Genomic DNA, 23,488 nt, shown 5'->3' on the forward strand with positions numbered 1-23,488 from the left:
GATGCTCCCCCGGAAGCTCCCCGGTGGAGAACCACCCTCGCACGCACCACTGACAACGCCCTCGGAGCCCGGTGGCGAGGCGGTCCGCGCCGACTTCAGGACACGGGCCGGGAGTCCACCCACACGGCTTCGAATTCCTCCCGGTACGTCTCGAAAAGCCCGTGTTCGGCGTCCCGGCCGTCCTGCCCGTGCCGGACCACCCCGCGCCCGCCACCGCGCAGCACCAGCACCGGCGCCTCCATGCCGCGCGCCTTGCGCAGGTACGTCTGGACGACGGCCAGTCCGTCCGAGCCGTCCCCGTCCACGAGGTACGCCGTGAAGCGCGGCGTCTCGTCGAAGACCTGGATCTCGAACGCGCCCGGGTCCCGGAGCTTCGAGCGCACCCGCCGCATGTGCAGGATGTTCATCTCCACCGAGCGGCTCAACTCGCCCTTTTTGATACCGAGTTCCCGCTCACGCCGTTTGACCGCGCTGCTCGCCGGGTTGAGGAACAGCAGGCGTATGCGGCAGCCCGACTCGGCCAGCCGGACCAGGCGCCTGCCGGAGAAGTTCTGGACGAGGAGGTTCAGTCCTATGCCGATCGCGTCGAGCCGCCGCGCGCCGCCGAACAGGTCTTCGGCGGGCAGCTGGCGCTGGAGGCGCACCCGGTCCGGGTGGACGCTCACCACATCGGCGTACCGGTCCCCCACGAGCTCTTCGACGGCGTCCACCCGGAGCCGGCCGGAGGACTGCACGCCGGCGCCGCTGCCCAGGATCTCCAGGAGCCGCGCGGAGGCCCGTTCGGCCTGGGCGAGCACGGCCTCGGACAGCGCCCGGTTGCGCGAGACGACGTTACGGGTGACCTCCAGCTCGTCCAGGGCGAGTTCGACGTCGCGCCGGTCGTCGAAGTACGGCTCGAAGCACGGCCAGTGCTGGACCATGAGCTCGCGCAGCTGCGGCAGCGTCAGGAAGCTGATGACGTTGTCGTCGGCCGGGTCGAGCAGATAGCCCTTGCGGCGCGACACCTCCCGCACCGCGACCGCGCGCTGCACCCACTCCTGACCCGCGGGTCCGGCGGCCGCCACCACCCACTCGTCCTCACCGTGCACCGGCTCGTAGACGGGCCGGAGCACGGCGGACACGACGGCGCGCAGCCGCTGCTCCACGAGGTTCAGCCAGATGTAGGCCCGGCCGGCCCGCTGCGCGCGGGTGCGCACCTCGCTCCAGGCGTCCGCGCCCCAGTCCAGTTCCGCCCCGATCTCCATCGGGCGCGCGACCGACACCGCTCCGGGCGGGACGCCTGCGGAACCCCCCTCGTGACCCGCGTCACCGGGGGGCAGTTCCAGCCCTCCCGAGCTCACCCACGCACCGCCTTCAGCTCCTGGAAGCCCCGTCTCCAACGATCAAGGAAGGGTACTCCGGGAGCGGGAGGCGGTGCAGCCGGATCGACAGGCTCCTTTCCCAACTCCCTTATTCGTAATGCCCGTTCTGTCCTGCGAGATCGGCGGGAGTGAGCGGATTCATAGCGGTTACGTCCCTGGGCGCGAGCTGGAATCCCTGCCAGTGGACCGGCATCGGCTGCTGGTCCTCGTCCCGGGCGATGTGGTGGAACCCGATGTTGACCCAGGTGATCGGGTTCTTCAGGGCCTCGCCGTTCACCCACTTGTCCACGCTGTCCGGCGCGTTCGCGCTGCCGCAGTCGCGGATGTTGTTGCTGGCGAACTGCTCGCACTTGCGGTAGTTCGTGAAGTACACGTCGTGCTGCGTGAAGCTGCGCCCCGGGTGCTTGTTGGAGCTGCCGGGCACGATCTCGTACGAGCGCGCGTGGCCGTCCTTGTTCTTGCCGGTCGCGCTGACGATCCGCCACCACCGCATGCTCTTGGCGTCGCCCGCGAGCTCCTTGGTGACGGGGGTGCGGGTGGTCTTGGTGGTGGGCTTGCCGTTGCCGCGCGGCGGGGTGACCTTCGAGTCGAACTGCTCGACCCGGTTCTTGGAGCTGCCGTCGAGACCGAAGTTCAGCCGCCAGAAGACGTTGTGGCTGTGGCTGGTGGCGTAGTCGCGCGCGCCCTTGCCGATCGGCCAGCCCCGGCCGTCGGTGGCGTCGTAGTCGTCGGGCGCGAGGCTGCCGGTGGCGCCGACGTTGGCCGAGACGGTGCCGTCGGAGGAGAAGCGCCACTCGGTGATGTACTCGTACCAGGAGACCTTGTTGACCGTGTAGACCAGCAGGTCCTTGCCCTGGGCCTGCCAGACCTTGGTGCCCTCGTCGCTGGCGAGGCGGTACGCGTGCCCGCGCGCCCGCGTGGTCGTGCAGATGCCCTTGACGTCGCCCATGTCGGCGACCCGGACCGTACGGATCGTGCCGCCCGGGCACTCGGCGGGCTTCAGGTCCTGCAGGCCCGTCCCGAAGCCGTAGCTCGTGAGGTCGTCGTACTCCTCCTGGCCGTTGTCGTACGGCACGTGCACCTGCGCGAGCTTGCCGCTCGTCAGGACGCGGATCGGTTTGGGTTCGCCCTTGGGCTGGTACGTCACTTTCTCCAGGACCAGGCCGGCGTCGCTGTCGTAGTTCCAGCACATGCGCCAGGTCGTGCCGCCGTCGAGCTTCTGCTCGATGCGGTACGCCGCGCTGCAGTCGGCCGGGGCCGGCGCGGGGGCCGTCCGGGGCGCCGCCTGGGGCGTCGCGGAGGCCGCGGAACCGCCCGCGGCGGCGAGGGTGCCGAGCAGAGCGGTGGCCGCGAGGGTTGCCGCGGCCCGCTTGCGGGCACCAGAAGCTCTGTTGACGTGCATGAGGATGAACTCCCTCGTACGGAAGTGCGGGAAGGGACTGAAGAGGATGAGCCGGTCGAGCGGGTCGAGAGGGTCAGCCGATACGGCCGACCGTCCTCGCGCTCAGGTCGACGACGAGATCGCGCGTGTCGATCCAGGGTCCGTTCACGACCTTGGACGTCACGCGGACGCAGCGGTGGGCTCCGCACTTCGCGAGCGCCGCCGGCACGTTCTCCTCCCGGTCCGCCCGGTAGATTCCGCCGTTCACCCACAGCTGGTCCGCCGAGGTCAGCGGCTTGCCCATGGCGTCCTGGTAGTCCTGCTTCAGGCCCGCGCCGAGCGGGCTCGCCAGGATCAGCTCCGTGGCCTCGCGGTTCTCCGCACGGGTCGGCGACGGCTGTACGCCCTTGAGCACGCCGGTCCGCTCCACCGTGCCGGTGGCGAGGTCGACCGTCTTCGTCACGAGCTCGTCGCGCCCGTAGTCGTAGAACGAGACCTCGGCGCGGCGCGGCGGCGACGCGTCGTCCACCTCGGACGGCTGGATCTCGCCGAGGTTCGTGGCCAGGTGCTGCGGCCCCCGGTCCCCGTCGACGTCCCGGCCGGCGGCGAACTGCGCCGGCGTCAGCGCCAGCTTCTCCACCCGCTTCAGCTCGGCGTCCGTCAGGGGGTCCCGCCCGATGCCCTGCTCGCCCTCGGCCGGGGCGCCCTCCACGACGCCCGGTGCGGGCGGCTGCCCCGCCGCCGCGCTCCCACCGTCCCGCTCGCCCGGGGCCCCGCGCTCGCCCTGGGCCGTCCCGGTGACGGCGGCGGCCCCCGTCCGCCCGCCGCGCGTGTCGTCGGCGGCGCCCGCCGGCTCCGGCAGCGTCACCCCGATCATCACCGCTGTCCCGGTCACCGCTATCGCGGTCCCCGCCAGCATCTTCCCCAGATGCCGGCGCACTGTCCTGTGCACGATGCCCCCCTACTCCTCCCGGAGCCCACCGTCGCCCCGCGCGTCACGCGCGACAGCAACTGGCATACCGGGTATGCGTGGTCACCCGGTAGGACGGTCCGAAGTCCTAGGAGGTTGCCCCACTTTCGGGGAAGATCTGTGCGAAGTGCCCCGCAGCACCCGGATCAGAAGTGGAAGAGTCGATCGCATGCAGGTCTGGCCGGGAGAGGCTTACCCACTCGGCGCCACGTACGACGGCGCCGGAACCAATTTCGCTGTCTATTCGGAGGCCGCCGACCGGATCGAGTTGTGCCTGTTGCACGACGACGGTTCGGAGACGGCGGTGGAACTGCGCGAGTCCGACGCGTTCGTACGTCACGCCTTCCTGCCCGGCATCATGCCGGGCCAGCGCTACGGCTACCGGGTGCACGGCCCGTACGCCCCGCAGGAGGGCAAGCGGTGCAATTCCGCGAAACTGCTGCTCGACCCGTACGCACGGGCGATCAGCGGCAAGATCGACTGGGGCGAGTCGGTGTACGGCTACCACTTCGGCAAGCCGGACTCGCGCAACGACCTGGACTCCGCTCCGCACACCATGGCGTCGGTGGTGGTCAACCCGTACTTCGACTGGGGTGACGACCGTCCGCCGCGCACGGACTATCACCGCACGATCCTCTACGAGGCCCACGTGAAGGGCCTCACGATGATGCACCCGGACCTCCCCGACGAGCTCCGGGGCACGTACGCGGCGCTGGCGCATCCCGCGATCATCTCGCACCTGACGGAACTGGGGGTGACGGCGCTCGAGTTGATGCCGGTGCACCAGTTCGTCAACGACCACCGGCTGGCCGACTCCGGTCTGAGCAACTACTGGGGCTACAACACCATCGGCTTCTTCGCCCCGCACAACGCGTACGCCTCCTGGGGCGACCGGGGCCAGCAGGTCCTGGAGTTCAAGTCGGCCGTACGGGCGCTCCACCGGGCGGGCATCGAGGTCATCCTCGACGTCGTGTACAACCACACGGCGGAGGGCAACCATCTGGGCCCCACGCTCTCCTTCCGCGGCCTGGACAACGCCTCGTACTACCGTCTCGCCGACGATCCCCGGTACTACATGGACACCACGGGGACCGGGAACTCCCTGCTCATGCGCTCGCCGCACGTGCTCCAGCTGATCATGGACTCGCTGCGGTACTGGGTGACGGAGATGCACGTCGACGGCTTCCGCTTCGACCTGGCGGCGACGCTGGCCAGGCAGTTCCACGAGGTGGACCGGCTCTCGTCCTTCTTCGACCTGGTCCAGCAGGATCCGGTGGTCAGCCAGGTGAAGCTGATCGCCGAGCCGTGGGACGTGGGCGAGGGCGGCTACCAGGTGGGGAACTTCCCACCGCTGTGGACGGAGTGGAACGGCAAGTACCGGGACACCGTGCGCGACCTGTGGCGGGGCGAGCCCCGGACGCTCGCGGAGTTCGCGGGGCGGCTGACGGGGTCGTCCGACCTGTACCAGGACGACGGCCGCAGGCCGCTCGCGTCGATCAATTTCACCACCTGCCACGACGGCTTCACGCTGGCCGACCTCGTCTCGTACAACGACAAGCACAACGAGGCCAACGGCGAGGGCAACCGGGACGGCGAGAGCCACAACCGGTCGTGGAACTGCGGCGCGGAAGGCGATACGGACGATCCCGCGATCCAGGAGCTGCGCACGCGTCAGATGCGCAACTTCATCGCGACGCTGATGCTGTCGCAGGGCGTGCCGATGCTGTCGCACGGCGACGAGTTCGCCCGTACGCAGCACGGCAACAACAACGCGTACTGCCAGGACAACGAGCTGTCGTGGGTGCACTGGCCGGACAAGGAGGACGAGGAGGGCTCGCTCCACGCGTTCACGCGCGCGATGGTGTGGCTGCGGCGGGACCATCCGGTCTTCCGGCGCAGGCGCTTCTTCCACGGGCGTCCGGTGGAGGGCACGCACGACGATCTGTCGGACATCGCGTGGTTCACGCCGGACGGCAAGGAGATGGCCCAGCGGGACTGGCAGGCCGCGCACGCGAAGGCGCTGACGGTCTTCCTGAACGGACACGCCATCTCGGAGCCGGGGCCGCGCGGCGAGCGGATCTCGGACGACTCCTTCCTGCTGATGTTCAACGCGAGCGCGCAGGAGCTCGATTTCACCATTCCGGTCAACCACGGGAAGCAGTGGCAGGTCGTGGTCGACACGGCGAAGCCCGAAGGGGTGCCGCCCGGGAGCGGTCCCAAGGTGGGAGCGGGTGAGCACGTCACGCTGATCGGGCGCAGTCTGGTGGTGTTGCAGCGGCCGGCCTAGGAGCCGGGGAGGCGGCGGGGCGGACGGTCCACGCGAGCACGGCGCACAGCGTGGCCGCCGCCACCGCGACGCCGAACGCCGCGGGCGCCCCGCCGCCCTCCGCGAGGCGGCCCGAGAGAGCCAGGGCGAGCGCCTGGCCTCCGACGACGCCGCTCGTCAGGAAGGCCATCGACTCGGCGAGCCGGTTCCCCGGAACACTCCGTGTCGTCAGGCCGGAGATCGTGATCAGGTGCGGGGCGTAGGCGACGCCGAGCACGACCACGACGGCGTACAGCGCCCCCAGGGAACGCACGAAGAGCAGCGGCACGGAGAGCACGATCAGTGCGGCCGTCGCGACACGCCAGCGGGCCGTCAGGGTGATCCTCTCCGGTACGGCAGCCATGGCGAGCCCGGCGGCGGCGCTCATGACGCCCATGGCCGCGTAGACGAGCCCTGCCTGTTCCGGCTGCCCGAGCCGCTCGGTGAGCGCCGTGATGCCCGCCTGCGACGCGCCGAACATGGCTCCCTGGAGCACCATCGCGGCGCGCAGCGCGTACACCGCTCCGGGCAGGCTCGTCCGTACGGGTGATGCCGTGCGGGACGCGGGGCGTACCCGGGACGCCGTCGGATGCAGGGCGAACCAGGTGCCGCAGACGGCCAGCAGGCCCGCTGCCGCGAGCAGCGCGGCGGCGGGGTGCGCGACGGCCGCGGCGAGGCCGACGAGGGCGGGGCCGAGGACGAACGACACCTCGTCGAGCGTTCCCTCGAATGACAGGACGGCGCCGACGAGCCGTTCGTCGGCGCCGTTCCTGCGGGCGATCGCGACCGATCGCGTGCGCGCCAGCGGGCCGACCTGGGGGACGCTCGCTCCGGCGAGCGCGCCGACGAGCGCGAGCGGGAGCGTGCCGGCATGGGCAAGGGAGGCGAGCACCAGAGCGGCGACGGCGACCGCGTTGACGAGGGCGGCGACCAGGACGACTTCGCGCTGTCCGTGACGGTCCGCCACCCGGCCGAGCAGCGGCCCGCCGGCCGTCTGACCCGCCGCGAGGGCGCCGCCCACGAGCCCCGCGGTGGCGAGGCTGCCGCTGGTCTCCGCGACCAGCAGGAGGCTGCCGAGCTGGCACATCGCCGTGGGCAGCCTGCCCAGGAACGACACGACGGGCAGCACGGGTCCGGTGAGGGCGATGACCTTGCGATAGGTGTGCAGGGTGCCGGGCATCAGGTGAACGTAAGGGCGGGTCATCACACGGACGCATGGGCCGATGACACGAAAGCCCCCAATGCGGGTACGTACGTTCGCATGACGCCCACCGCCACCTATCGTCTGCAGCTCCGTTCCGACTTCCCCTTCTCGGCCGCCGAGGAGGCGGTGCCCCATCTGGCCGCACTCGGGGTCTCGCATCTGCACCTGTCGCCCGTGCTCGAAGCCGTGCCGGGCTCCCAGCACGGGTACGACGTCGTCGACCACGCGCGCGTGCGGGACGAACTCGGCGGCGAGGAGGGACTGCGCGCGCTGTCCCGTACGGCCCGCGCGCACGGCCTCGGCCTGATCCTGGACATCGTCCCCAACCACATGGCCGTACCGACGCCCGAGAGCCTGAACCGCCCCCTGTGGGAGGTGCTGAGAGAGGGGCCCGGTTCGCCGTACGCCCGGTGGTTCGACATCGACTGGGAGGGCGGCGACGGCAAGGTGCTGCTGCCCGTCCTGGCCCACCGGATCGGTGACGAGCTGGACGACCTGACGGTCGACGGCGAGACCCTGCGCTACTACGACCACACCTTCCCGCTGCGCGAGGGAACGGCGCACCTGCCGATCCGGGAGCTGCTGGACGCCCAGTGGTACCGGCTCACCTGGTGGCGGCTGGCCCGCACCGAGCTGAACTACCGGCGCTTCTTCACCATCTCGGAGCTCATCGGAGTCCGGGTGGAGGACCCGGAGGTCTTCGCCGCCTCGCACGCGAAGATCCTGGAGCTCGTGCGGGACGGGGTCGTGGACGGGCTGCGGATCGACCATCCGGACGGTCTCGCCGACCCGGAGGCGTATCTGCGGCGCCTGGGCGAGGCGGTCGAGGGCCGCTGGACCGTCGTGGAGAAGATCCTGACCGGTCCTGAACGGCTGCCCGCCGAATGGCCGGTCTCGGGAACGACGGGGTACGACGCCCTGTACCGCGTCGACGGATTGTTCACCGACCCGGTGGGCGCCGCGGAACTGACCTCCCACTACCGCGACTTCGCGGGACCGGCCGGCGACCGCGGCGGTTACTGGGAAGCGACGGTACGACGATCGGCGTACAAGGTGCTCACGCACGAGCTGGCGGCGGAGACCCGCTACCTCGTCCGTACGGCCGAACGGATCTGTGCGGAGGATCCCGCCCTGCGCGACTACGCGCCGTGGGCGCTGGGCGAAGCCGTACAGGAACTGCTGGTGCGCGTTCCCGTGTACCGCCCGTACGTGAAGGCCGGCGGGCCCTGTCCCGAGAGCGCCGAGGCGGCTCTCCCCATGGAGGCGGCACGCCAGGTGAAGGCGGGGTTCGCGGTGCGGGAGGAGGCCGCGGTCGTCGACCTGGTGCGGGATCTGGCGCTGGGGAGGCTGGGCGACGGCCCGGACCGGGCGGCGTTCTGCGCCCGGTTCGCGCAGACGGCGTCGGCGCTGCGGGCCAAGTCGGTGGAGGACACGGCCTTCTACCGGTACACGCCGCTGGTGTCCGCGAACGAGGTGGGCGGCGACCCCGGGGCGCCCGGGGTGAGTGCGGCGGACTTCCACGCCTATTGCACGCGGCTGGCGCGCGACTGGCCGGCCACCGGGACCGTACTGTCCACGCACGACACGAAGCGCAGCGCGGACGTGCGGGCGCGGATCGCGGTGCTGTCCGAGTGCCCAGGGCGCTGGGCCCGGCTGCTCGCGGGGCTCACCTCCGTGCCCGGGCCCGACGCCCACCTCGCCTGGACGGCCTGGCAGACGGCCCTCGGCTTCGGTGAGCCCGACGGGGAGCGGCTGACGGCCGCACTGCTGAAGTCCGTGCGGGAGGCCGGGCTGCACACCAGCTGGACCGAGCAGGACGAGGTGTACGAACAGGCGGTGGCCGACTTCGTGGCGGCGGGACCGGCCGGGCCGCCGTTCGAGACGGTGGCGAAGTTCGCGCGGGATCTCGCTCCGTACGTACGGGCCAACGTGCTCGGGGCGGCGCTGCTGCACCTGACGATGCCGGGGGTCCCGGACCTCTACCAGGGCACGGAGCGGGAGTTCCGCGCCCTGGTCGACCCGGACAACCGGCGCCCCGTGGACTTCACGCCGCCCGCCGCCGACGACGAGAGCCTGTCGACGGAGAAGTACGCCGTCACGGTGGCGGCGCTGGGGCTGCGGCGGGCGCTCCCCGAGGTGTTCGGCGAGTCGGGGACGTACACGCCGCTCACCCCGGTGGGCCCGGCGGCGGACCACTGCGTGGCCTTCTGCCGCTCCGGCCGGACCGTCACGGCCGTCACGCGCCTGTCCCTGCGCCTCGCGGAGGCGGGGGGCTGGCGCGACACGGAGCTGCCGCTCCCGGCCGGCCGCTGGACGGACGCCCTGTCCCCGGCCCGCACGTTCACGGGAACGGTCCGCGCCGCCGACCTGTTCGCACAGCGCCCGGTGTCCCTGCTCACGCGCGCGCCGGAAGAGGAGTAGGAGCACGGGCGGTGGCCGGCCGGACAACCGGCCACCGCCCCGGCGCATGGCTCGTACGACGCCTTGTCGGGCGGTCGGACAGGACCCTATAGTTGGCGCCTATTCGTTCCCGGATTCCCCGCCTGTAGGGCTGGTCGATGAAGAGACGCCCGAAGATCTCCGTAGTGGTCACGGCCCACGGAATCAGTGAACGACTGGTCTGCCACGCCCTCGGGAGTCTCGCCCTTCAGACGCTGCCAGCCGACGAATTCGAAGTCGTCCTCGTCCTCGAGGCAGGAAGAACGGACGAATTCGCGCCGTCGCCGCGGAGTGAGGCGCAGGGATCCGCCGGGTTTTCCGTCAGACGTCTGGGACTTCCGGGTGAGGCGACGGTCGGAGCCGCACGCAATGCCGGGGCCGCGGCGGCTTCGGCGGAACTGGTGCTGTTCCTGGACGGCGACGATTCGCTCTTCGCGTCGTGCCTGCACGCATTCGTACGGGCGGCCGAGCGGTATTCGTCAGCCACCGTGCTGTTCGCGAACTCCGTCAAGTACTCGCCGGACATGCGCAGTCGATTACGGCGGATCTGCTCCACGGCGTACTACGAGCTCTACCTGGACTACCGGGCCAGCCCGTACAACCCCATCTTCCACTCGATCTTCGTCGGGCATCCGGTGGCGGCCACCCGCGGCTACCTGCTGGACGGCGGGGCGTTCGACGAGAGCCTGCCGTGCGCCGAACTGACGGACTTCGTGGTCCGGGCACACGCGACCGGTCAGGAGATACGCCATATACCGGAGTACCTCTACCGGTACCGTGAGAGCCCGAACGGCCTGTCCAAGCACCCCGAACTGCACCCGCGCCGGATCTCCGCGATCACGCACCAGCTCAACCTGCTGCACGACGTGCACGCGGACACCACGAGCGTGGAAGCCCTCGGGCGTATCGCCCCTTACCAGCACTACCACTACCAGGTCTACGGCCGGGGAATACGCATCGTACTCCCCTACATCGACTATCCCAGCGGAACGCTCAGACAATCAGGGATGCCATGCCCGAGAAGATCCTGACCGACGACGGCCACTCACTTTCCTACATCTGGGAAGAGGCGAAGAATTCACCCGTCGCACATGTGATCATGTGTCACGGCCTGATGGCGGACAAGGACGAATACGAAGGTCTGCACCGGCGCACGGCACAGCGCCTCACTCAAGAAGGATTCAACGTACTGAGGTTCGACTACCGCGGGCACGGCGCCAGTTCCATTACCTCCGACCGTATGACGATCCAGGGCGAAGTCGACGACCTCAGGGCCGCACACGCTTTCGCCCAATCGAAAGGCGATGTACCTGTTCTGCTCGTCGCCACGAGCTTCGGTGCCCTTTCGGCCATTATTCTGGCCGCGGACGACGTGTCCGGTGTGCACGCCCTGGCCCTCTGGAATCCGGTCGTCAATCCGTGTGGAACGTTCGTCCGGCCGGGAACGGAGTGGTCCAGGACGGCGATCAATGAGCAGACCCAGCGGCAGCTCGCCGCCGGCGAGACCGATCACGTGGTCCTCGACGGCTTCAGGCTCGGCCGCGATCTCGTGGCGGAGATGGAACGCACGGACCTGACGGACGCACTCACCGGTCTGCGCGTTCCGGTGTTCGCCGCGCACGGCACGGCGGACCAGCTCGTGCCGTTCCCCTACACGGCCGACGCGATGGCGTCGGCCGGTCAGGGAACCTTCATGCCGCTTCCCGGCGCCGGACACGGCTTCCTGGAGCGCCAGGCGGATGTCGTCGACGCCACCGTGCGGTGGCTGCTCTCGGTCACGGAGCGGGGGCAGGCGGCATGAGCGACTTCGTCCGCGGGAAGGTGGAGCTGGGAGCCGACGTGAGCGTCGGGTACTTCAGCGTGCTGGGAGCGGAGCACAAGCGGCTGAACGTCCGGTACACGGACCGGCCCGCCGCCCGTACCGACGAGGTCGCCCCGGCCCGGATCGGGGACCGTACCGTCATCGGCAGCCATGTGCTGGTGTACGAGGGAGCGACGGTGGGTGCCGATGTCTTCATCGACGACTACGTCCGCCTGGGAGCCCGCAGCCGGGTGGGTGACGCCACGATGCTGCTGTACGGCGCGAAGATCTACGACGACGTCTCCATCGGCCGCGACTGCCGCGTCGCGGGATTCGTGCCGGTGCGCGTGGTCATGGGCGACAACGTGACGATGATGGGGAAGATCGCCCACAAGTACAACCGCCCGCTCGACTGGTCTCGCGACGAGCCCTCCCCGGTCCTGGAGGACGACGTCGTGGTCGGCATCGGCGCCACCCTCGTCGGCGGCATCACCCTGGGCAGGGGCAGTTACGTGGCAGCGGGGGCGACCCTGACGAAATCGGTACCGCCGGACTCCATGGTGCTGGGCTTCAACCAGGTCATGCCCGTGAGCGCCTTCGAGGCGTACAGGAAGCGGTCGAAGAACGGCAGGGGTGTCCTGGAGGACGGTCTCGGCCCCTCGTTCGTCCTGTAGGAGCCCCGCATGTGGCACTCCGCACTCTTCTGGCTGATCACCACGGCGGGGACGCTGGTCGTCGGCGGAGCCGTCACCCTCCTGCAGGACAGACTGGTCCGCGCCCTGTCCGGGCTGTTCCGGAGATCGGACGAGGCGTACTACGTGCCGCTGGCCGTGCGCAACAACCTCATCGCGGAGGACCAGCAGATCGCCGCCATAAGGAAGGCCGTCCTGGCCAGGCGGCGGGAGCATCGGGGGGTCTGCGTCCTCGTCGGCATGCCGGGAGTCGGCAAGTCCCAGGCGTCGGCGCAGTACGCGCACCGCTACCGCAGGAAGTACCGCATCGTCTGGTGGGTCACCGCGACCACACCGGAGGATCTGGTGGCCAGCTTCATCGAACTGGCCCATGCGCTGCGGCTGGTCGAACCGGAGCGCGAGCGCACGCAGTTGGCGATCGCCAACGATCTCAAGCAGTGGCTGGAGAACAGGGGGCGCTGGCTCCTCATCTTCGACAACGCCAACCACTCCGACCTGTTGTTCTCGCTGCTGCCCCAGACCTCACGCAAGAACCACGTACTCCTCAGCTCCAACGATCCGATCTGGGAGGAGTACCAGGACAGCGTCCTCGAAGTGGACGTCCCGTCCATCCAGGCCAGTTCGGCGTATCTGGTCGACCGCACCGGCAGACGCAACGAACTGGACAGTGCGCGGCTGGTCGCCTCCGAGCTGGGATGTCTTCCTCTCGCGCTCGAACAGGCGGCCAGTTACATCCAGGCCACCCGGCTCGAATTCTCCGAGTACCTGGCGCACCTCCAGGAGTCCCCGAGGATCATCCTGGAGCGCTCGGGTCTGCTGCGCACCAACCGGTTCGGTGTGCTGCGGGCCGTCGACGCGGCGATCGAGGGCGCGGCGTCGATCAGCGGCGCCTCGTCCGTCATCCTGGAGTCCGCCTCCTTCCTGGACCACGCCGCCATCCCCGTACGACTCCTTCGGGAGGCGACGGGCCTGAGCGGCCTGGAGTTCAACGAGGGCATCGCGGGTCTGCGCCGGTACTCGCTCGCGTCGACCGACGGCCCGGGCGACACGCTGTCCGTGCACTACCTGGTGCAGGCGCTGGTACGGGAGAGCGTGGGTGGCGACCGTGCGGAGCAGACGCTGCGCGCCCTGCTGCGGGTCATCAACGGCACGTTCCCCGAGAGGCCCTGGGACATCTCGGCCAGGGCCGAGGCGGCCCCGCTGTTCTCGCACGTGCTCTCCGTCGTGCGGCAGGGCAGGCGGCTGGGCTTCGCCGACGTCCTGCTGGCTGACTCGGCCCACGCCTGCGGCCGGTTCGTCTGGAGCATCGGAGAGATGCAGGTCTGCCTGCCGCTGTTCGAAGCCGCCTGTGAGATCTACCGGGCGCTCGGCGATCGGGCCGATCCGGCGCTCCTGCCCGCGGCTCTCAACGACCTGGCGATCGCCTGGACCGAACTCGGCTCGCCCCGCACGGCACTGCGGCTGCACGCCCAGGCGTACCGCCTGTCGCGCGACGCGTCGGGTCCCGAGGACCGCTGTGCCGCGTGGGCCCTCACCGGCATCGGCGACGTGATGTGCGACCTCGGCAGGAGCGCCGGCGCCGAGCGGTACTTCCAGGAAGCCCTCAGGATCTACGAGGGCCTGGTGCCCGCCCATCACGACATCGTGTGGACGCAGTCCGGGTACGCGAACGCCCTGGCGGACCTGGGGCGCCTGCACGAGGCCGAGCAACTGCACCTGAGCGCTCTGGAGTCGCGGCTGGGGCGGTTCGGCGAGACGCACCCGGAAGTCGCCCGCTCCTACCACTCCCTCGGCCGCCTCCACGCGCTGCTGGGCAGGCTCCCGGAGGCCAGGGACAGCTACGCGAAGGCGGTCCACATCAGGACCGGCACGCTCGGGGCGGTGCACCCGCACACCGCTCGCAGCTGGACGGGACTGGCGACGGTCCTGGAACAGCTGGGGGACAGACGACGCGCCGGCGCGCTCTACGAGCAGGCCGTCGCGGTGGAGCGGGCCGCTCTGGGGCCGGCGCACCCGCGGCTGTGCCACAGTCTGGCCGGCGCGGGCCGGTGCGCGGAGGCGAACGGTGACGCCGCCACCGCGCACGAGCACTACGTCCGCGCTCTGCAGTGCGGCTCCGCCGCACACGGCGTGCTGCCCCCATCACTGATCGCGGACCTCGAACGCGCGGCCCTCCGTACGGCAGGGCCGGCCGTACGGTGAACGGATCCGTACGACAGTGCCGTGCCCCCGCATGGTTTCTTCCCTCCGAGGACGCTTTCGCTTCTTGATCAGCGTCCCGGTCAGGGCCTCTCGTGGTCACTGGTACCAGCGGCCGGACTCTCCTGCGGGTAACCCCACCCTCAACCGGCGGCCAGCTTCAGCCCAGGTCGTCGGCGCCCGGCAGCCCGGTGCCCGGAGGGTCAGCGTGCGGAGAGCCGGAAGCTCATCCGGCCGAAGCTCACCTGGTCACCGTCCCGCACCATGACGGCCCCCGTGACCCTGCGCCCGTTCACGGACGTGCCGTTGGTCGAGCCGAGGTCGCGCAGCATCCACCCGCCGCCCCGCGCGGTCAGCTCGGCGTGCACGCGCGAGACCGTCTCGTGGCTGAGCCGCAGTCCGTTCGCGGGATCGCGCCCGATCCTCAGCGGGTACGGCCCCGGCTCGGGGAACAGCAGCTTCGGCAGCCGCTCCGCCTGCCACGCCCCGCGCAGCCGTACGGAGAACGCCGACGCCCGCCGCACCGCGCCGAACAGCCCCCGCGTCCAGCGGCCCTCGGTCTCCAGGTCGGAGGTGAGCACGGCCAGTTCGTCGGACCGGCGGGCGACGAGAGCGAGTTCCATGCGGCGTACGAAGGTGTCGTGCGACAGCTTCCCCTGGGCCGCGCCCTCCCGGAGCATCCCGAGAACACGGTCGCGCTCGGCGTCGGACAGCCGCGCGGGATACGTGTGGAACTCGAAGGACGACGTCACAGAGCCGATTGTCGGCCCGACCGGGCGCGGGTGTCCAGAAGAACGGTTCATCCCGTACGACCTGACCTGCGCAGACTGATCGCCTGCTCACTCCGGATCATCATTGTTACTGTCTGCGGACACATACGTCACAGGGGGACGGCTTGACCGCCATACCGCAGGACCACGAACCGGCCGTACGACCGCTCGCGGGGCCGGAGGAGCTCGACCTCTTCTGCCGGCTCTCGTACGTGCTCGACCACGAGCTCGCGGACGACCTCGCCACCGGCCGCCGCCGTCCGGAGTGGATGTGGGTGGCGCTGCGCGGGGACCGCGTGCTGGCCCGCCTCTCCTGGTGGACCTCCAGGGCCGGCGAACCGCCGCAGGCTCTCGACTTCTTCGACCTCGACGACACGCTGACGGAACCGGAGCGCGGTGAGATCGGTCTGCGCCTGCTGGAAACGGCTTCGGCCGCCGTCCTCGCGACCGGCGCGCCCCGCCCCGGGTACGGCCGGTTCGTCCCGGCCGACTGGCGCGACGACGCGGTGGCCCGTGACGTGGTCGAGGCCCGGATGCGGGTTCTCGAGCGGACCGGCGCGCGGCTGCTCGTCGAGCGCCTGCGTCTCGAATGGCGCCCCGGCACGCCGGTGCCGGAGCCCACGGGGCGGCTGACGTTCCGGCAGCCGAACGGCGAGGAGGAGCTCATCGCGCTGATGACGCTGGTCCTGGAGGGCACGCTCGACGCGCACAGCCAGGCCGATCTGGCGACGGGCCTGAGCCCGCGCGAGGCCGCCGAGCTGCAGTTCGAGGAGGAGTTCGCGGCCTACTCCTCGCCGCGTGACTGGTGGCGTGTCGCGGAACTGCCGGACGGCGGGGATCCGGTCGGTTTCGTCATTCCCGCGCGCAACAACTACCACCACACCATCGCGTACATCGGCGTGGCGCCCGCCCACCGCGGCCACGGCTACATCGACGACATCCTCGCCGAGGGCACCCGTGTGCTCGCCGCGCAGGACGTGCCCCGCATCCGCGCGGCGACGGACCTCGCCAACGTTCCGATGGCCAGGTCGTTCGAGCGCGCCGGGTACGTCAATTTCGAGCGCGCGGTCAATATGGTGTGGAGCTGACGATTTACCGGCGGATCATGCCCGTCTGACGCACCATGGGTGGCGGCATCGTCGACGAGAGGGGCCGCCAGTGCTGTTCGAGGTGTGGGCACCGAAGGCCGGGCGGGCAGAGCTCCGGCTGGCGGGCGCAGCGTACGCCATGGAGCGTGATCCGGCGCGGGACGGGTGGTGGACGGCCGACGCCGACGCGGGTGAGGGCGCCCGGTACGGCTTCTCCCTGGACGGCGGGCCCGTCCTGCCCGACCCGCGCTCGCGCCGCCAGCCGGACGGTCCGGACGGCCTGAGCGCCGTGGTGGACCACAACGCCCATGTATGGCAGACGGCTTGGCGGGGCGGCGCTCCGCTGTCGAACGCGGTGCTCTACGAGCTGCACGTCGGTACGTACACCCCCGAGGGCACCTTCGACGCCGCCGCCGAACGGCTCCGCCATCTGGCCGAGCTGGGCGTCACCCATGTCGAGGTGATGCCCGTCTGCCCCTTCCCGGGAACGCACGGGTGGGGCTACGAGGGCGTGTCGCTGTGGGCGGTGCACGAACCGTACGGCGGCCCGGCGGGGTTCAAGCGCTTCGTCGACGCGGCGCACGCCCTGGGCCTGGGCGTCGTGCTCGACGTCGTCCACAACCACCTCGGTCCCTCCGGAAACTACCTGCCCCTCTTCGGCCCGTACTTCACGGACACGCACCACACGCCCTGGGGGTCGGCCGTCAACCTCGACGCCCCGGGGTCCGACGAGGTGCGTGCGTACCTGCTGGACAGTGCGCTCGCCTGGCTGCGCGACTTCCGTCTCGACGGTCTGCGGCTCGACGCCGTCCACGCCCTCGCCGACACGCGCGCGCTGACCTTCCTGGAGGAACTGTCCGCGGCCGTCGACACCCTCTCCGCAGAGGTGGGCAGGACGCTCTTCCTGATCGCCGAGTCCGACCAGGGGGACCCCCGCACGACGGCCCCGCGCGAGTCGTGGGGACTCGGTCTGCACGCGCAGTGGAACGACGATTTCCACCACGCCCTGCACACCGCCCTCACCGGCGAGTCCCAGGGCTACTACGCCGACTTCGCCCGCGCCCCCCTCGGCGCGCTCGCCAAGACGCTGACCCAGGTGTTCTTCCACGACGGTACGTACTCGACGTTCCGGGGACGCGTGCACGGCCGCTGCGTGGACCGCACGAAAACGGCCGCGCACCGCTTCCTCGGTTACTCCCAGACGCACGACCAGGTCGGCAACAGGGCGCTCGGAGACCGGCTTTCCGCCACCCTCTCCCCCGGCCTGCTCGCCTGCGCCGCCACGCTGGTCCTCACCGGTCCGTACGTCCCCATGCTCTTCATGGGCGAGGAGTGGGCGGCCCGCACCCCCTGGCAGTTCTTCACCGACCACACCGATCCGGAGCTCGCCCAGGCCGTACGCGAGGGCAGGCGGCGGGAGTTCGCGGCGCACGGATGGGCGGCGGAGGACATCCCGGACCCGCAGGATCCGCGTACCAGGGAGCGCTCCTGCCTGGACTGGTCCGAGCCCGGGAACGAGCCGCACGCGCGCGTGCTGGCCTGGTACCGCGAGCTGATCGCCCTGCGCCGGGAGCGGCCCGACCTCGCCGACCCGGACCTCGCGGCGGTCAAGGTCGCGTACGACGAGGACGCGCGCTGGGTGGCGTACCGGCGCGGCGACATCCGCGTCGCGGTGAACCTGTCGAAGGAACCCGTCACGATCGGTCTCGGCCGCAACGGCCTCAGCCGGGTGCTCGCCGCCTGGGAGCCGGTCGACGCGCCGGGAGCCGACGGGCTCCTGCGCCTGCCGCCGGAGTCCGGCGTCGTGCTGGGGCCCGCCGGCTGACCGCGCGCATCCGCCGGCTGACCGCGCCCGCCCATCGGCTGACCGCGCCGGCGGCGCGGCGGTCAGTCGACGACGGCCATCTCGCGGGCCGTCGTGTTGAGGCGGCGGCCGCCGTCCGCCGTGACGGTCACGATGTCTTCGATGCGCACGCCGAAGCGGCCGGGCAGGTAGATGCCGGGCTCGATGGAGAAGCACATCCCGGGCACGAGCGGCTGCCGCTCGCCCTCGACCACGTACGGCGGCTCGTGTGTGGTGACGCCGATGCCGTGCCCGGTGCGGTGGATGAACCGCTCGCCGTACCCGGCCTCGGTGATCACCGCGCGGGCCACCCGGTCCACCTCCTGGCAGGCGATCCCGGGCCGCACCGCTTCGAACGCCGCCTGCTGCGCCTCCCGCACGGCGTCGTGGACGCGCTGTTCCTCGGCGGTCGGCTCGCCGACGTGGACCGTACGGGAGGTGTCGGAGCCGTAGCCGTGCTTGAGGCCGCCGAAGTCGAGGACGACCATGTCGCCCCGCTCGATGACGCGCTCGCCCGCCTCGTGGTGCGGATCGGCGCCGTTCGGACCGCTGCCGACGACGGTGAAGTCCACCTGCTCGTGACCGAACTGGGTGAGCAGGTGGGAGAGTTCGGCGGCCACCTCGGTCTCGCGCCGCCCGGAGAAGCGGATCCTGAGAACCTCCTCGTACGTCGCGTCCGCCGCCGCGCCCGCGGCCTCCAGGCGCGCCAGCTCGGCCGCGTCCTTCACGGCCCGCAGCATGGGCAGGGCCGAGGACAGCGAGACGTACGAGGTGCTCGGCAGGGCCTTCTGGAGGCCGAGCAGATGCATCGCCCAGGTGTTGTCGCTGACCGCGAAGCGGCCGGCGACGTCGAGGAGCGGCGCGGCGGCGGCGTACGGGTCCCTGCCGTCCGTCCAGTCGCGCAGTGTCAGCGCGGCGGCTCCCGGGGCGTGTTCGGCGTCGGCCGCCTCCAGTGTCGGCACGACGAGCACGGGTTCCTGCTCGACGGACAGGACGAGCAGCGTCAGCCGCTCGGTGACCGCCGGGGGCCGGTAGCCCGTGAGGTGGACCAGGTCGGGCCCCGGGGCGACGAGTACGCCGTCCAGGCCGGCGTCGGCGGCCGCCCGGGCCGCGCGGTCCATGCGGGCGCCGTAGTCGTCGGCGGTGAAGGGCGCGGGCGGGGAGGCGGAGGCGGCCGCCGACGGACCGGCGGGCGGCGGCGGGGCGGGCGCGGCGGGCTGCGGGGCGGAGGACATGGCCTCATCCTGCCCGGCGGCCGGTGACCCCGCGAGCCGGTTTCCCCGTGGGATCCGGAGTCGGATCCGGGGTGGAATCCGGGGCGAGCGTGACGACGAGGTCGGCCCGGTGGCGGCCGGCGGCGACGAGGCGCGCGTTGGCCTCGTCCGACGTGTGCACGAAGCGCTCGGCGGCCGGGCGGGGCTTGCCGAACCGCTCGTGCCGGTCGACGAGGCGGCGTACCCGCTCGTCCCGGTCGAGGTCCAGGAACCACACCTCGTCGAGCAGGTCCCGTACGCCCGCCCAGGGCTCCTCGTCCAGCAGCAGGTAGTTGCCCTCGGTGACGACGAGGGGTACGTCGGCCGGGCCCGGCACGGCGATGCTCCCGGCCACGGGCTCCTCGACCGCCCGGTCGAAGGCGGGCGCGTAGACGACGGCGTCCGGCGTCCCGGGGGCGCGCAGCCGGGCGAGCAGGGCGGCGTATCCGGCGGCGTCGAACGTGTCCGGGGCGCCCTTCCTTTCCGTACGCCCCAGGCGTTCCAGCTCGGCCCCGGCGAGGTGGAACCCGTCCATCGGGACGAGTACGGCCAGTCCGCCGAGCCGGTCGACGAGGTGCGCGGCGAGGGTGGACTTGCCCGCCCCGGGCGGACCCGCGATCCCGAGGACGCGGCGGCGGCCGGGGACGGCGAGGCGGCGGGCGCGGTCGACGAGGCGGTGCGGTTCCATGGGGGCATTGTGCGTCGCGAGGGGTCGGCGTGGGGTAGGAAGAAGCCCATGCCGCACATCGCTCTCGTCACCCTCGTCGTCCGCGACTACGACGAAGCCGTCGCCTTCTACACCGGGGCTCTCGGCTTCGAACTGGTCGAGGATTCGGACCGGGGCGACGGCTCCCGCTGGGTCGTCGTCCGCCCGCCCGGTGCGGCCGGCGGTACGGGGCTGCTCCTGGCCCGCGCGAAGGACGACGAGCAGCTCGCGCGGGTGGGCGGCCAGACGGGCGGGCGGGTCGGTTTCTTCCTGCACACCGAGGACTTCGCCCGCGACCACGCCCGGATGGCGGCCGCGGACGTCCGCTTCCTGGAGGAGCCGCGCCACGAGCCGTACGGCACGGTGGCGGTCTTCGAGGACCTGTACGGCAACCGCTGGGACCTCCTGCAGCCGGTCCAGGCCGACACGGGCCGACCCCGCGCCGACGGCCCCTGACGGCGGGATGCCCGTAGCGTTGCGCGCGGGACCGGTTCGCGGTGCGGGGCGCGCCGGGGGTTGGGCGGCGTCGGCGGCAGTCGCGGCCCGGCGGCCGCCCCGGGCTAGCCCTGGGCCTTGTCGAGGGCGCCGGTCAGGCGCCCCAGAAGCCCTTGCAGACCGAGGACCTCCTCGACCGACAGGCCCGTCGCCGCGAGAATCCTGCGCGGTACGGACAGCGCCCGCTCGCGCAGCTCCACGCCCTCCCCGGTCAGGTGGACGGTCACCGAGCGCTCGTCGGCGGCGCTGCGTTCGCGTCGCACCAGGCCGGCCGTCTCCAGTCGCTTGAGCAGCGGAGAGAGCGTCCCCGAGTCGAGGCGCAGCTGCTCGCCGATCGCCTTGACGGGCTGGGGGCCGTGCTCCCAGAGCACCAGCATGGCGAGGTACTGGGGGTAGGTGAGCCCGAGGTCCCTGAGCGCGTCGCGATAGACGCCGCCGAAGGCGCGCGAGGCCGCGTGCAGTGAGAAGCAGACCTGGTGGTCGAGGCGGAGCAGGTCGGCGTCGGACACCTCGGGGAGGCCGGGACCGGTCGGGGGCGGGAGCGTCATGGGTCCAGAGTAACCTCTCGTCCACCATTAGGTTGTGCACAACTTAATGGTGTGCAACTATTTAGCTCTCCAGACGAGAGAGGCATCCCATGAACGCGCTGTACACCGCTGTCGCCACCGCCAACGGCCGCGAGGGCCGCACCGTCAGCTCCGACGGCCAGATCGACCTCGCCCTCGCCATGCCCCCGGCTCTCGGCGGCAGCGGGCAGGGCACCAACCCCGAGCAGCTCTTCGCCGCCGGGTACGCCGCCTGCTTCGCCAGCGCCATGGGGGCCGTCGCCCGCCGGATGAAGGTGGACACCAAGGACGTGTCGGTGACCGCCGAGGTCTCCATCGGCAAGGACGACACGGGCTTCGGACTGGCGGTCGTGATGCGCGTGGAGCTTCCGGACCACCTGGCGGGCGAGACGGGCCGCGAGCTCGTCGAGGCGACCCACGCCTACTGCCCGTACTCCAAGGCCACCAGCGGCAACATCCAGGTCGACCTCGTCATCGAGTGACACGCCGCCGGACCCCGTACGCGACGCGCCCCGCCCCCGGACCGGATCCGGGGGCGGGGCGCGTCGTGCGTCGGCTCTCGTGGGGCCGCGGGGTCAGGCGTTCGTCAGGCGTCCGGGGTCAGACGCAGGGAGATCGAGTTGATGCAGTAGCGCTGGTCCGTCGGGGTCGGGTAGCCCTCGCCCTCGAAGACGTGGCCCAGGTGCGAGCCGCACCTGGCGCAGCGGACCTCGGTGCGGACCATGCCGTGGGAGGAGTCCGCGATCAGCTCGACCGCGTCCGTGTCCTTCGGGTCGTAGAACGACGGCCAGCCGCAGTGCGACTCGAACTTCGTGTCCGAGCGGAAGAGCTCCGCTCCGCAGGCGCGGCAGGAGTAGACGCCGGTCGCCTTGGTGTCCGTGTACTCACCGACGAAGGCGGGCTCCGTGCCGGCCTGGCGCAGGACGGCGTACTCGGCGGGGGTCAGTTCCGCGCGCCACTGCTCGTCGGGCTTCTCGACGTCGTACGACATGGGGGCTCCCTTACTTCGACAGGCGGGCCAGGATCTGCGGACCGAGGTCCGTCACGTCGCCCGCGCCCATCGTCAGAACCAGATCACCCTGCTTGGCCATTCCCGCGATCACCTCGGGGACGCTCGCCCCGTCGGCCACCGGCGTCACGTCCGCACCGGCCGCGCGGGCCGCGTCGATGATCAGGGCGCTGGTGATGCCCGGGATCGGGTCCTCGCGGGCCGGGTAGATGTCGAGCACCACCGAGGCGTCCGCGAGGGCCAGGGCCTGGCCCATCTCGGCGCCCAGTTCCTGGGTGCGCGAGAAGAGGTGGGGCTGGAAGACGACGAGCAGCCGCGCGTCCGTCGCCGCGCCGCGCATGGCCGCGAGGTCGGCGGTCATCTCGGTCGGGTGGTGGGCGTACGAGTCGATGACCTGTACGCCGTTCACCTCGCCCTTCAGCTGGAGGCGGCGCTTGACGCCGGTGTACCTGCCGAGGGCCGAGGCGAGGTTGTGGGCCGGGATGCCGAGGGCCACGCCCGCGGCCAGGGCGGCGACCGCGTTGTGGGCGTAGTGGCTGCCGGGGACGGAGACCGTGAAGGTGAGGAAGCGGTCGTCGAGGAGGACGGTGACCTCGCTGGTCAGGCCGCGCGGGGTGATCTTGTGGACGCGTACGTCGGCCGTCGGGGACTCGCCGTACGTGACGATCCGGAGGCCGGAGAGGTCGCGCAGGCGGGACGTCAGCTCCACGGCGCCGGCCTGGTCGGCCGAGACCACGAGCGTGCCGCCCGGGACGACCTTGCCGACGAAGGTCTCGAAGGAGTCGTAGATCTCGTCCATCGAGGCGTAGTTCGCGTGGTGGTCCAGCTCCACGTTGAGGACGATGGCGACCTCGGGGTCGTACTTCTGGAAGCTGCGGTCGCTCTCGTCCGCCTCGGCGACGAAGATGTCGCCCTCGCCGTGCGTGGCGTTCGTGCCGGGGCCTTCGAGGTCGCCGCCGATGGCGTACGACGGGTCCAGACCGAGCTCGGTCAGGGCCACGGCCAGCATCGACGTCGTGGTCGTCTTGCCGTGCGTGCCCGCGACGGCGATGGCCCGCAGGCCGCCCATGAGTGAGGCCAGCGCGTCGGAGCGGTGCACGACGGGGATGCCGAGTTCGGCGGCGCGGACCAGCTCGGGGTTGTCGGCGCGGATGGCGCTGGAGACGACGACGCAGGTCGAGTCGTCCGCCAGGTGCCCGGCCGCGTGGCCGATGTGGACCTGGGCGCCCAGCGCGCGCAGGGATGCGGCGGTGGCCGACTCACGGGCGTCGCTGCCCGCGACCCGTGCGCCGCGCTGGGCGAGGATCTTCGCGATCCCCGACATTCCGGCGCCGCCGATGCCGATGAAGTGCGGTCGGTCCATGGCGGTGGGAAGGCCGGGTGCCATGCGTTGTCTCCCAAGGTGT

General features: G+C 71.3%; 20 protein-coding genes. 10 read left to right on the top strand and 10 right to left on the bottom strand.

Annotated elements, in window-relative coordinates; genetic code table 11:
• Positions 1–95: 95 nt before the first annotated feature.
• From AC07FK_RS03615 to AC07FK_RS03625, 3 genes are all read right to left on the bottom strand, one after another.
• A complete protein-coding gene (locus AC07FK_RS03615) occupies positions 96–1,340 on the bottom strand; it encodes an SAV2148 family HEPN domain-containing protein (protein WP_479102150.1) in 1,245 nt (414 codons plus the stop codon).
• 109 nt (positions 1,341–1,449) lie between these two features.
• Positions 1,450–2,763 carry a copper amine oxidase gene (locus tag AC07FK_RS03620; RefSeq protein ID WP_479102152.1) on the bottom strand — a complete coding sequence of 438 codons (1,314 nt, stop codon included), beginning with the start codon at positions 2,761–2,763 and terminating at the stop codon, positions 1,450–1,452.
• 73 nt (positions 2,764–2,836) lie between these two features.
• A complete protein-coding gene (locus AC07FK_RS03625) occupies positions 2,837–3,694 on the bottom strand; it encodes a Tat pathway signal sequence domain protein (RefSeq protein ID WP_479102154.1) in 858 nt (285 codons plus the stop codon).
• A gap of 187 nt (positions 3,695–3,881) precedes the next feature.
• Between AC07FK_RS03625 and glgX the strand changes: the two genes are divergently transcribed.
• Positions 3,882–5,999, top strand: coding sequence for a glycogen debranching protein GlgX (glgX, locus tag AC07FK_RS03630; protein ID WP_479102155.1), 2,118 nt, complete (start codon positions 3,882–3,884; stop codon positions 5,997–5,999).
• Here glgX and AC07FK_RS03635 read toward each other — a convergent pair.
• Positions 5,953–7,197 carry an MFS transporter gene (locus tag AC07FK_RS03635; protein ID WP_479102157.1) on the bottom strand — a complete coding sequence of 415 codons (1,245 nt, stop codon included), beginning with the start codon at positions 7,195–7,197 and terminating at the stop codon, positions 5,953–5,955. The two genes, glgX and AC07FK_RS03635, sit on opposite strands and share 47 nt — an antisense overlap.
• A gap of 81 nt (positions 7,198–7,278) precedes the next feature.
• Between AC07FK_RS03635 and treY the strand changes: the two genes are divergently transcribed.
• The 5 genes from treY to AC07FK_RS03660 all read left to right on the top strand — a co-directional run bounded on the left by treY (position 7,279) and on the right by AC07FK_RS03660 (position 14,355).
• Positions 7,279–9,642: a malto-oligosyltrehalose synthase gene (gene treY / locus AC07FK_RS03640; protein ID WP_479102159.1), complete on the top strand. Its 2,364-nt coding sequence runs from the start codon at positions 7,279–7,281 to the stop codon at positions 9,640–9,642.
• 137 nt (positions 9,643–9,779) lie between these two features.
• Positions 9,780–10,691: a glycosyltransferase gene (locus tag AC07FK_RS03645; RefSeq protein ID WP_479102161.1), complete on the top strand. Its 912-nt coding sequence runs from the start codon at positions 9,780–9,782 to the stop codon at positions 10,689–10,691.
• Positions 10,673–11,461 (top strand): alpha/beta hydrolase, encoded by a 789-nt coding sequence (locus tag AC07FK_RS03650; RefSeq protein WP_479102162.1) that lies wholly within the window; start codon positions 10,673–10,675, stop codon positions 11,459–11,461. The genes AC07FK_RS03645 and AC07FK_RS03650 overlap by 19 nt, the downstream gene beginning before the upstream one ends.
• Entirely contained in the window at positions 11,458–12,135 is a 678-nt protein-coding gene (locus AC07FK_RS03655) for a DapH/DapD/GlmU-related protein (protein ID WP_479102163.1), read from the top strand. The genes AC07FK_RS03650 and AC07FK_RS03655 overlap by 4 nt, the downstream gene beginning before the upstream one ends.
• Positions 12,136–12,144: 9 nt before the next feature.
• Entirely contained in the window at positions 12,145–14,355 is a 2,211-nt protein-coding gene (locus tag AC07FK_RS03660) for a tetratricopeptide repeat protein (protein ID WP_479102165.1), read from the top strand.
• 200 nt (positions 14,356–14,555) lie between these two features.
• Here the strand turns inward: AC07FK_RS03660 and AC07FK_RS03665 are convergent, their stop codons facing one another.
• Positions 14,556–15,104 carry an FHA domain-containing protein gene (locus tag AC07FK_RS03665; RefSeq protein ID WP_479102167.1) on the bottom strand — a complete coding sequence of 183 codons (549 nt, stop codon included), beginning with the start codon at positions 15,102–15,104 and terminating at the stop codon, positions 14,556–14,558.
• Between the two features lie 143 nt (positions 15,105–15,247).
• On the opposite strand from AC07FK_RS03665, the gene AC07FK_RS03670 reads away from it, so the two are divergent.
• Together AC07FK_RS03670 and treZ are read left to right on the top strand one after the other, a co-directional pair.
• Complete coding sequence (locus tag AC07FK_RS03670) at positions 15,248–16,210, top strand: GNAT family N-acetyltransferase (RefSeq protein ID WP_479102169.1); 963 nt, start codon at positions 15,248–15,250, stop codon at positions 16,208–16,210.
• A gap of 70 nt (positions 16,211–16,280) precedes the next feature.
• Positions 16,281–18,035, top strand: coding sequence for a malto-oligosyltrehalose trehalohydrolase (gene treZ, locus AC07FK_RS03675; RefSeq protein ID WP_479102171.1), 1,755 nt, complete (start codon positions 16,281–16,283; stop codon positions 18,033–18,035).
• A gap of 62 nt (positions 18,036–18,097) precedes the next feature.
• On the opposite strand, the gene AC07FK_RS03680 is transcribed toward treZ, so the two are convergent.
• Positions 18,098–19,174 (bottom strand): M24 family metallopeptidase, encoded by a 1,077-nt coding sequence (locus tag AC07FK_RS03680; protein ID WP_479102575.1) that lies wholly within the window; start codon positions 19,172–19,174, stop codon positions 18,098–18,100.
• Positions 19,175–19,292: 118 nt separating this feature from the next.
• Positions 19,293–19,994, bottom strand: a complete 702-nt coding sequence (locus AC07FK_RS03685) for a nucleoside/nucleotide kinase family protein (RefSeq protein ID WP_479102172.1) — start codon at positions 19,992–19,994, stop codon at positions 19,293–19,295.
• A 48-nt stretch (positions 19,995–20,042) separates the two neighbouring features.
• Between AC07FK_RS03685 and AC07FK_RS03690 the strand changes: the two genes are divergently transcribed.
• Positions 20,043–20,468 (top strand): VOC family protein, encoded by a 426-nt coding sequence (locus tag AC07FK_RS03690; RefSeq protein WP_479102174.1) that lies wholly within the window; start codon positions 20,043–20,045, stop codon positions 20,466–20,468.
• 104 nt (positions 20,469–20,572) lie between these two features.
• On the opposite strand, the gene AC07FK_RS03695 is transcribed toward AC07FK_RS03690, so the two are convergent.
• A complete protein-coding gene (locus AC07FK_RS03695; RefSeq protein ID WP_479102176.1) occupies positions 20,573–21,055 on the bottom strand; it encodes a MarR family winged helix-turn-helix transcriptional regulator in 483 nt (160 codons plus the stop codon).
• A gap of 89 nt (positions 21,056–21,144) precedes the next feature.
• Between AC07FK_RS03695 and AC07FK_RS03700 the strand changes: the two genes are divergently transcribed.
• A complete protein-coding gene (locus tag AC07FK_RS03700; protein ID WP_479102177.1) occupies positions 21,145–21,555 on the top strand; it encodes an organic hydroperoxide resistance protein in 411 nt (136 codons plus the stop codon).
• 104 nt (positions 21,556–21,659) lie between these two features.
• Here AC07FK_RS03700 and msrB read toward each other — a convergent pair whose 3' ends face one another.
• Together msrB and murC are read right to left on the bottom strand one after the other, a co-directional pair.
• Positions 21,660–22,064: a peptide-methionine (R)-S-oxide reductase MsrB gene (msrB, locus tag AC07FK_RS03705; protein ID WP_479102178.1), complete on the bottom strand. Its 405-nt coding sequence runs from the start codon at positions 22,062–22,064 to the stop codon at positions 21,660–21,662.
• A 10-nt stretch (positions 22,065–22,074) separates the two neighbouring features.
• Positions 22,075–23,469 carry a UDP-N-acetylmuramate--L-alanine ligase gene (gene murC, locus AC07FK_RS03710; protein ID WP_479102180.1) on the bottom strand — a complete coding sequence of 465 codons (1,395 nt, stop codon included), beginning with the start codon at positions 23,467–23,469 and terminating at the stop codon, positions 22,075–22,077.
• Positions 23,470–23,488: the final 19 nt, after the last annotated feature.

It is taken from the genome of Streptomyces sp. NPDC046122, assembly GCF_056429965.1.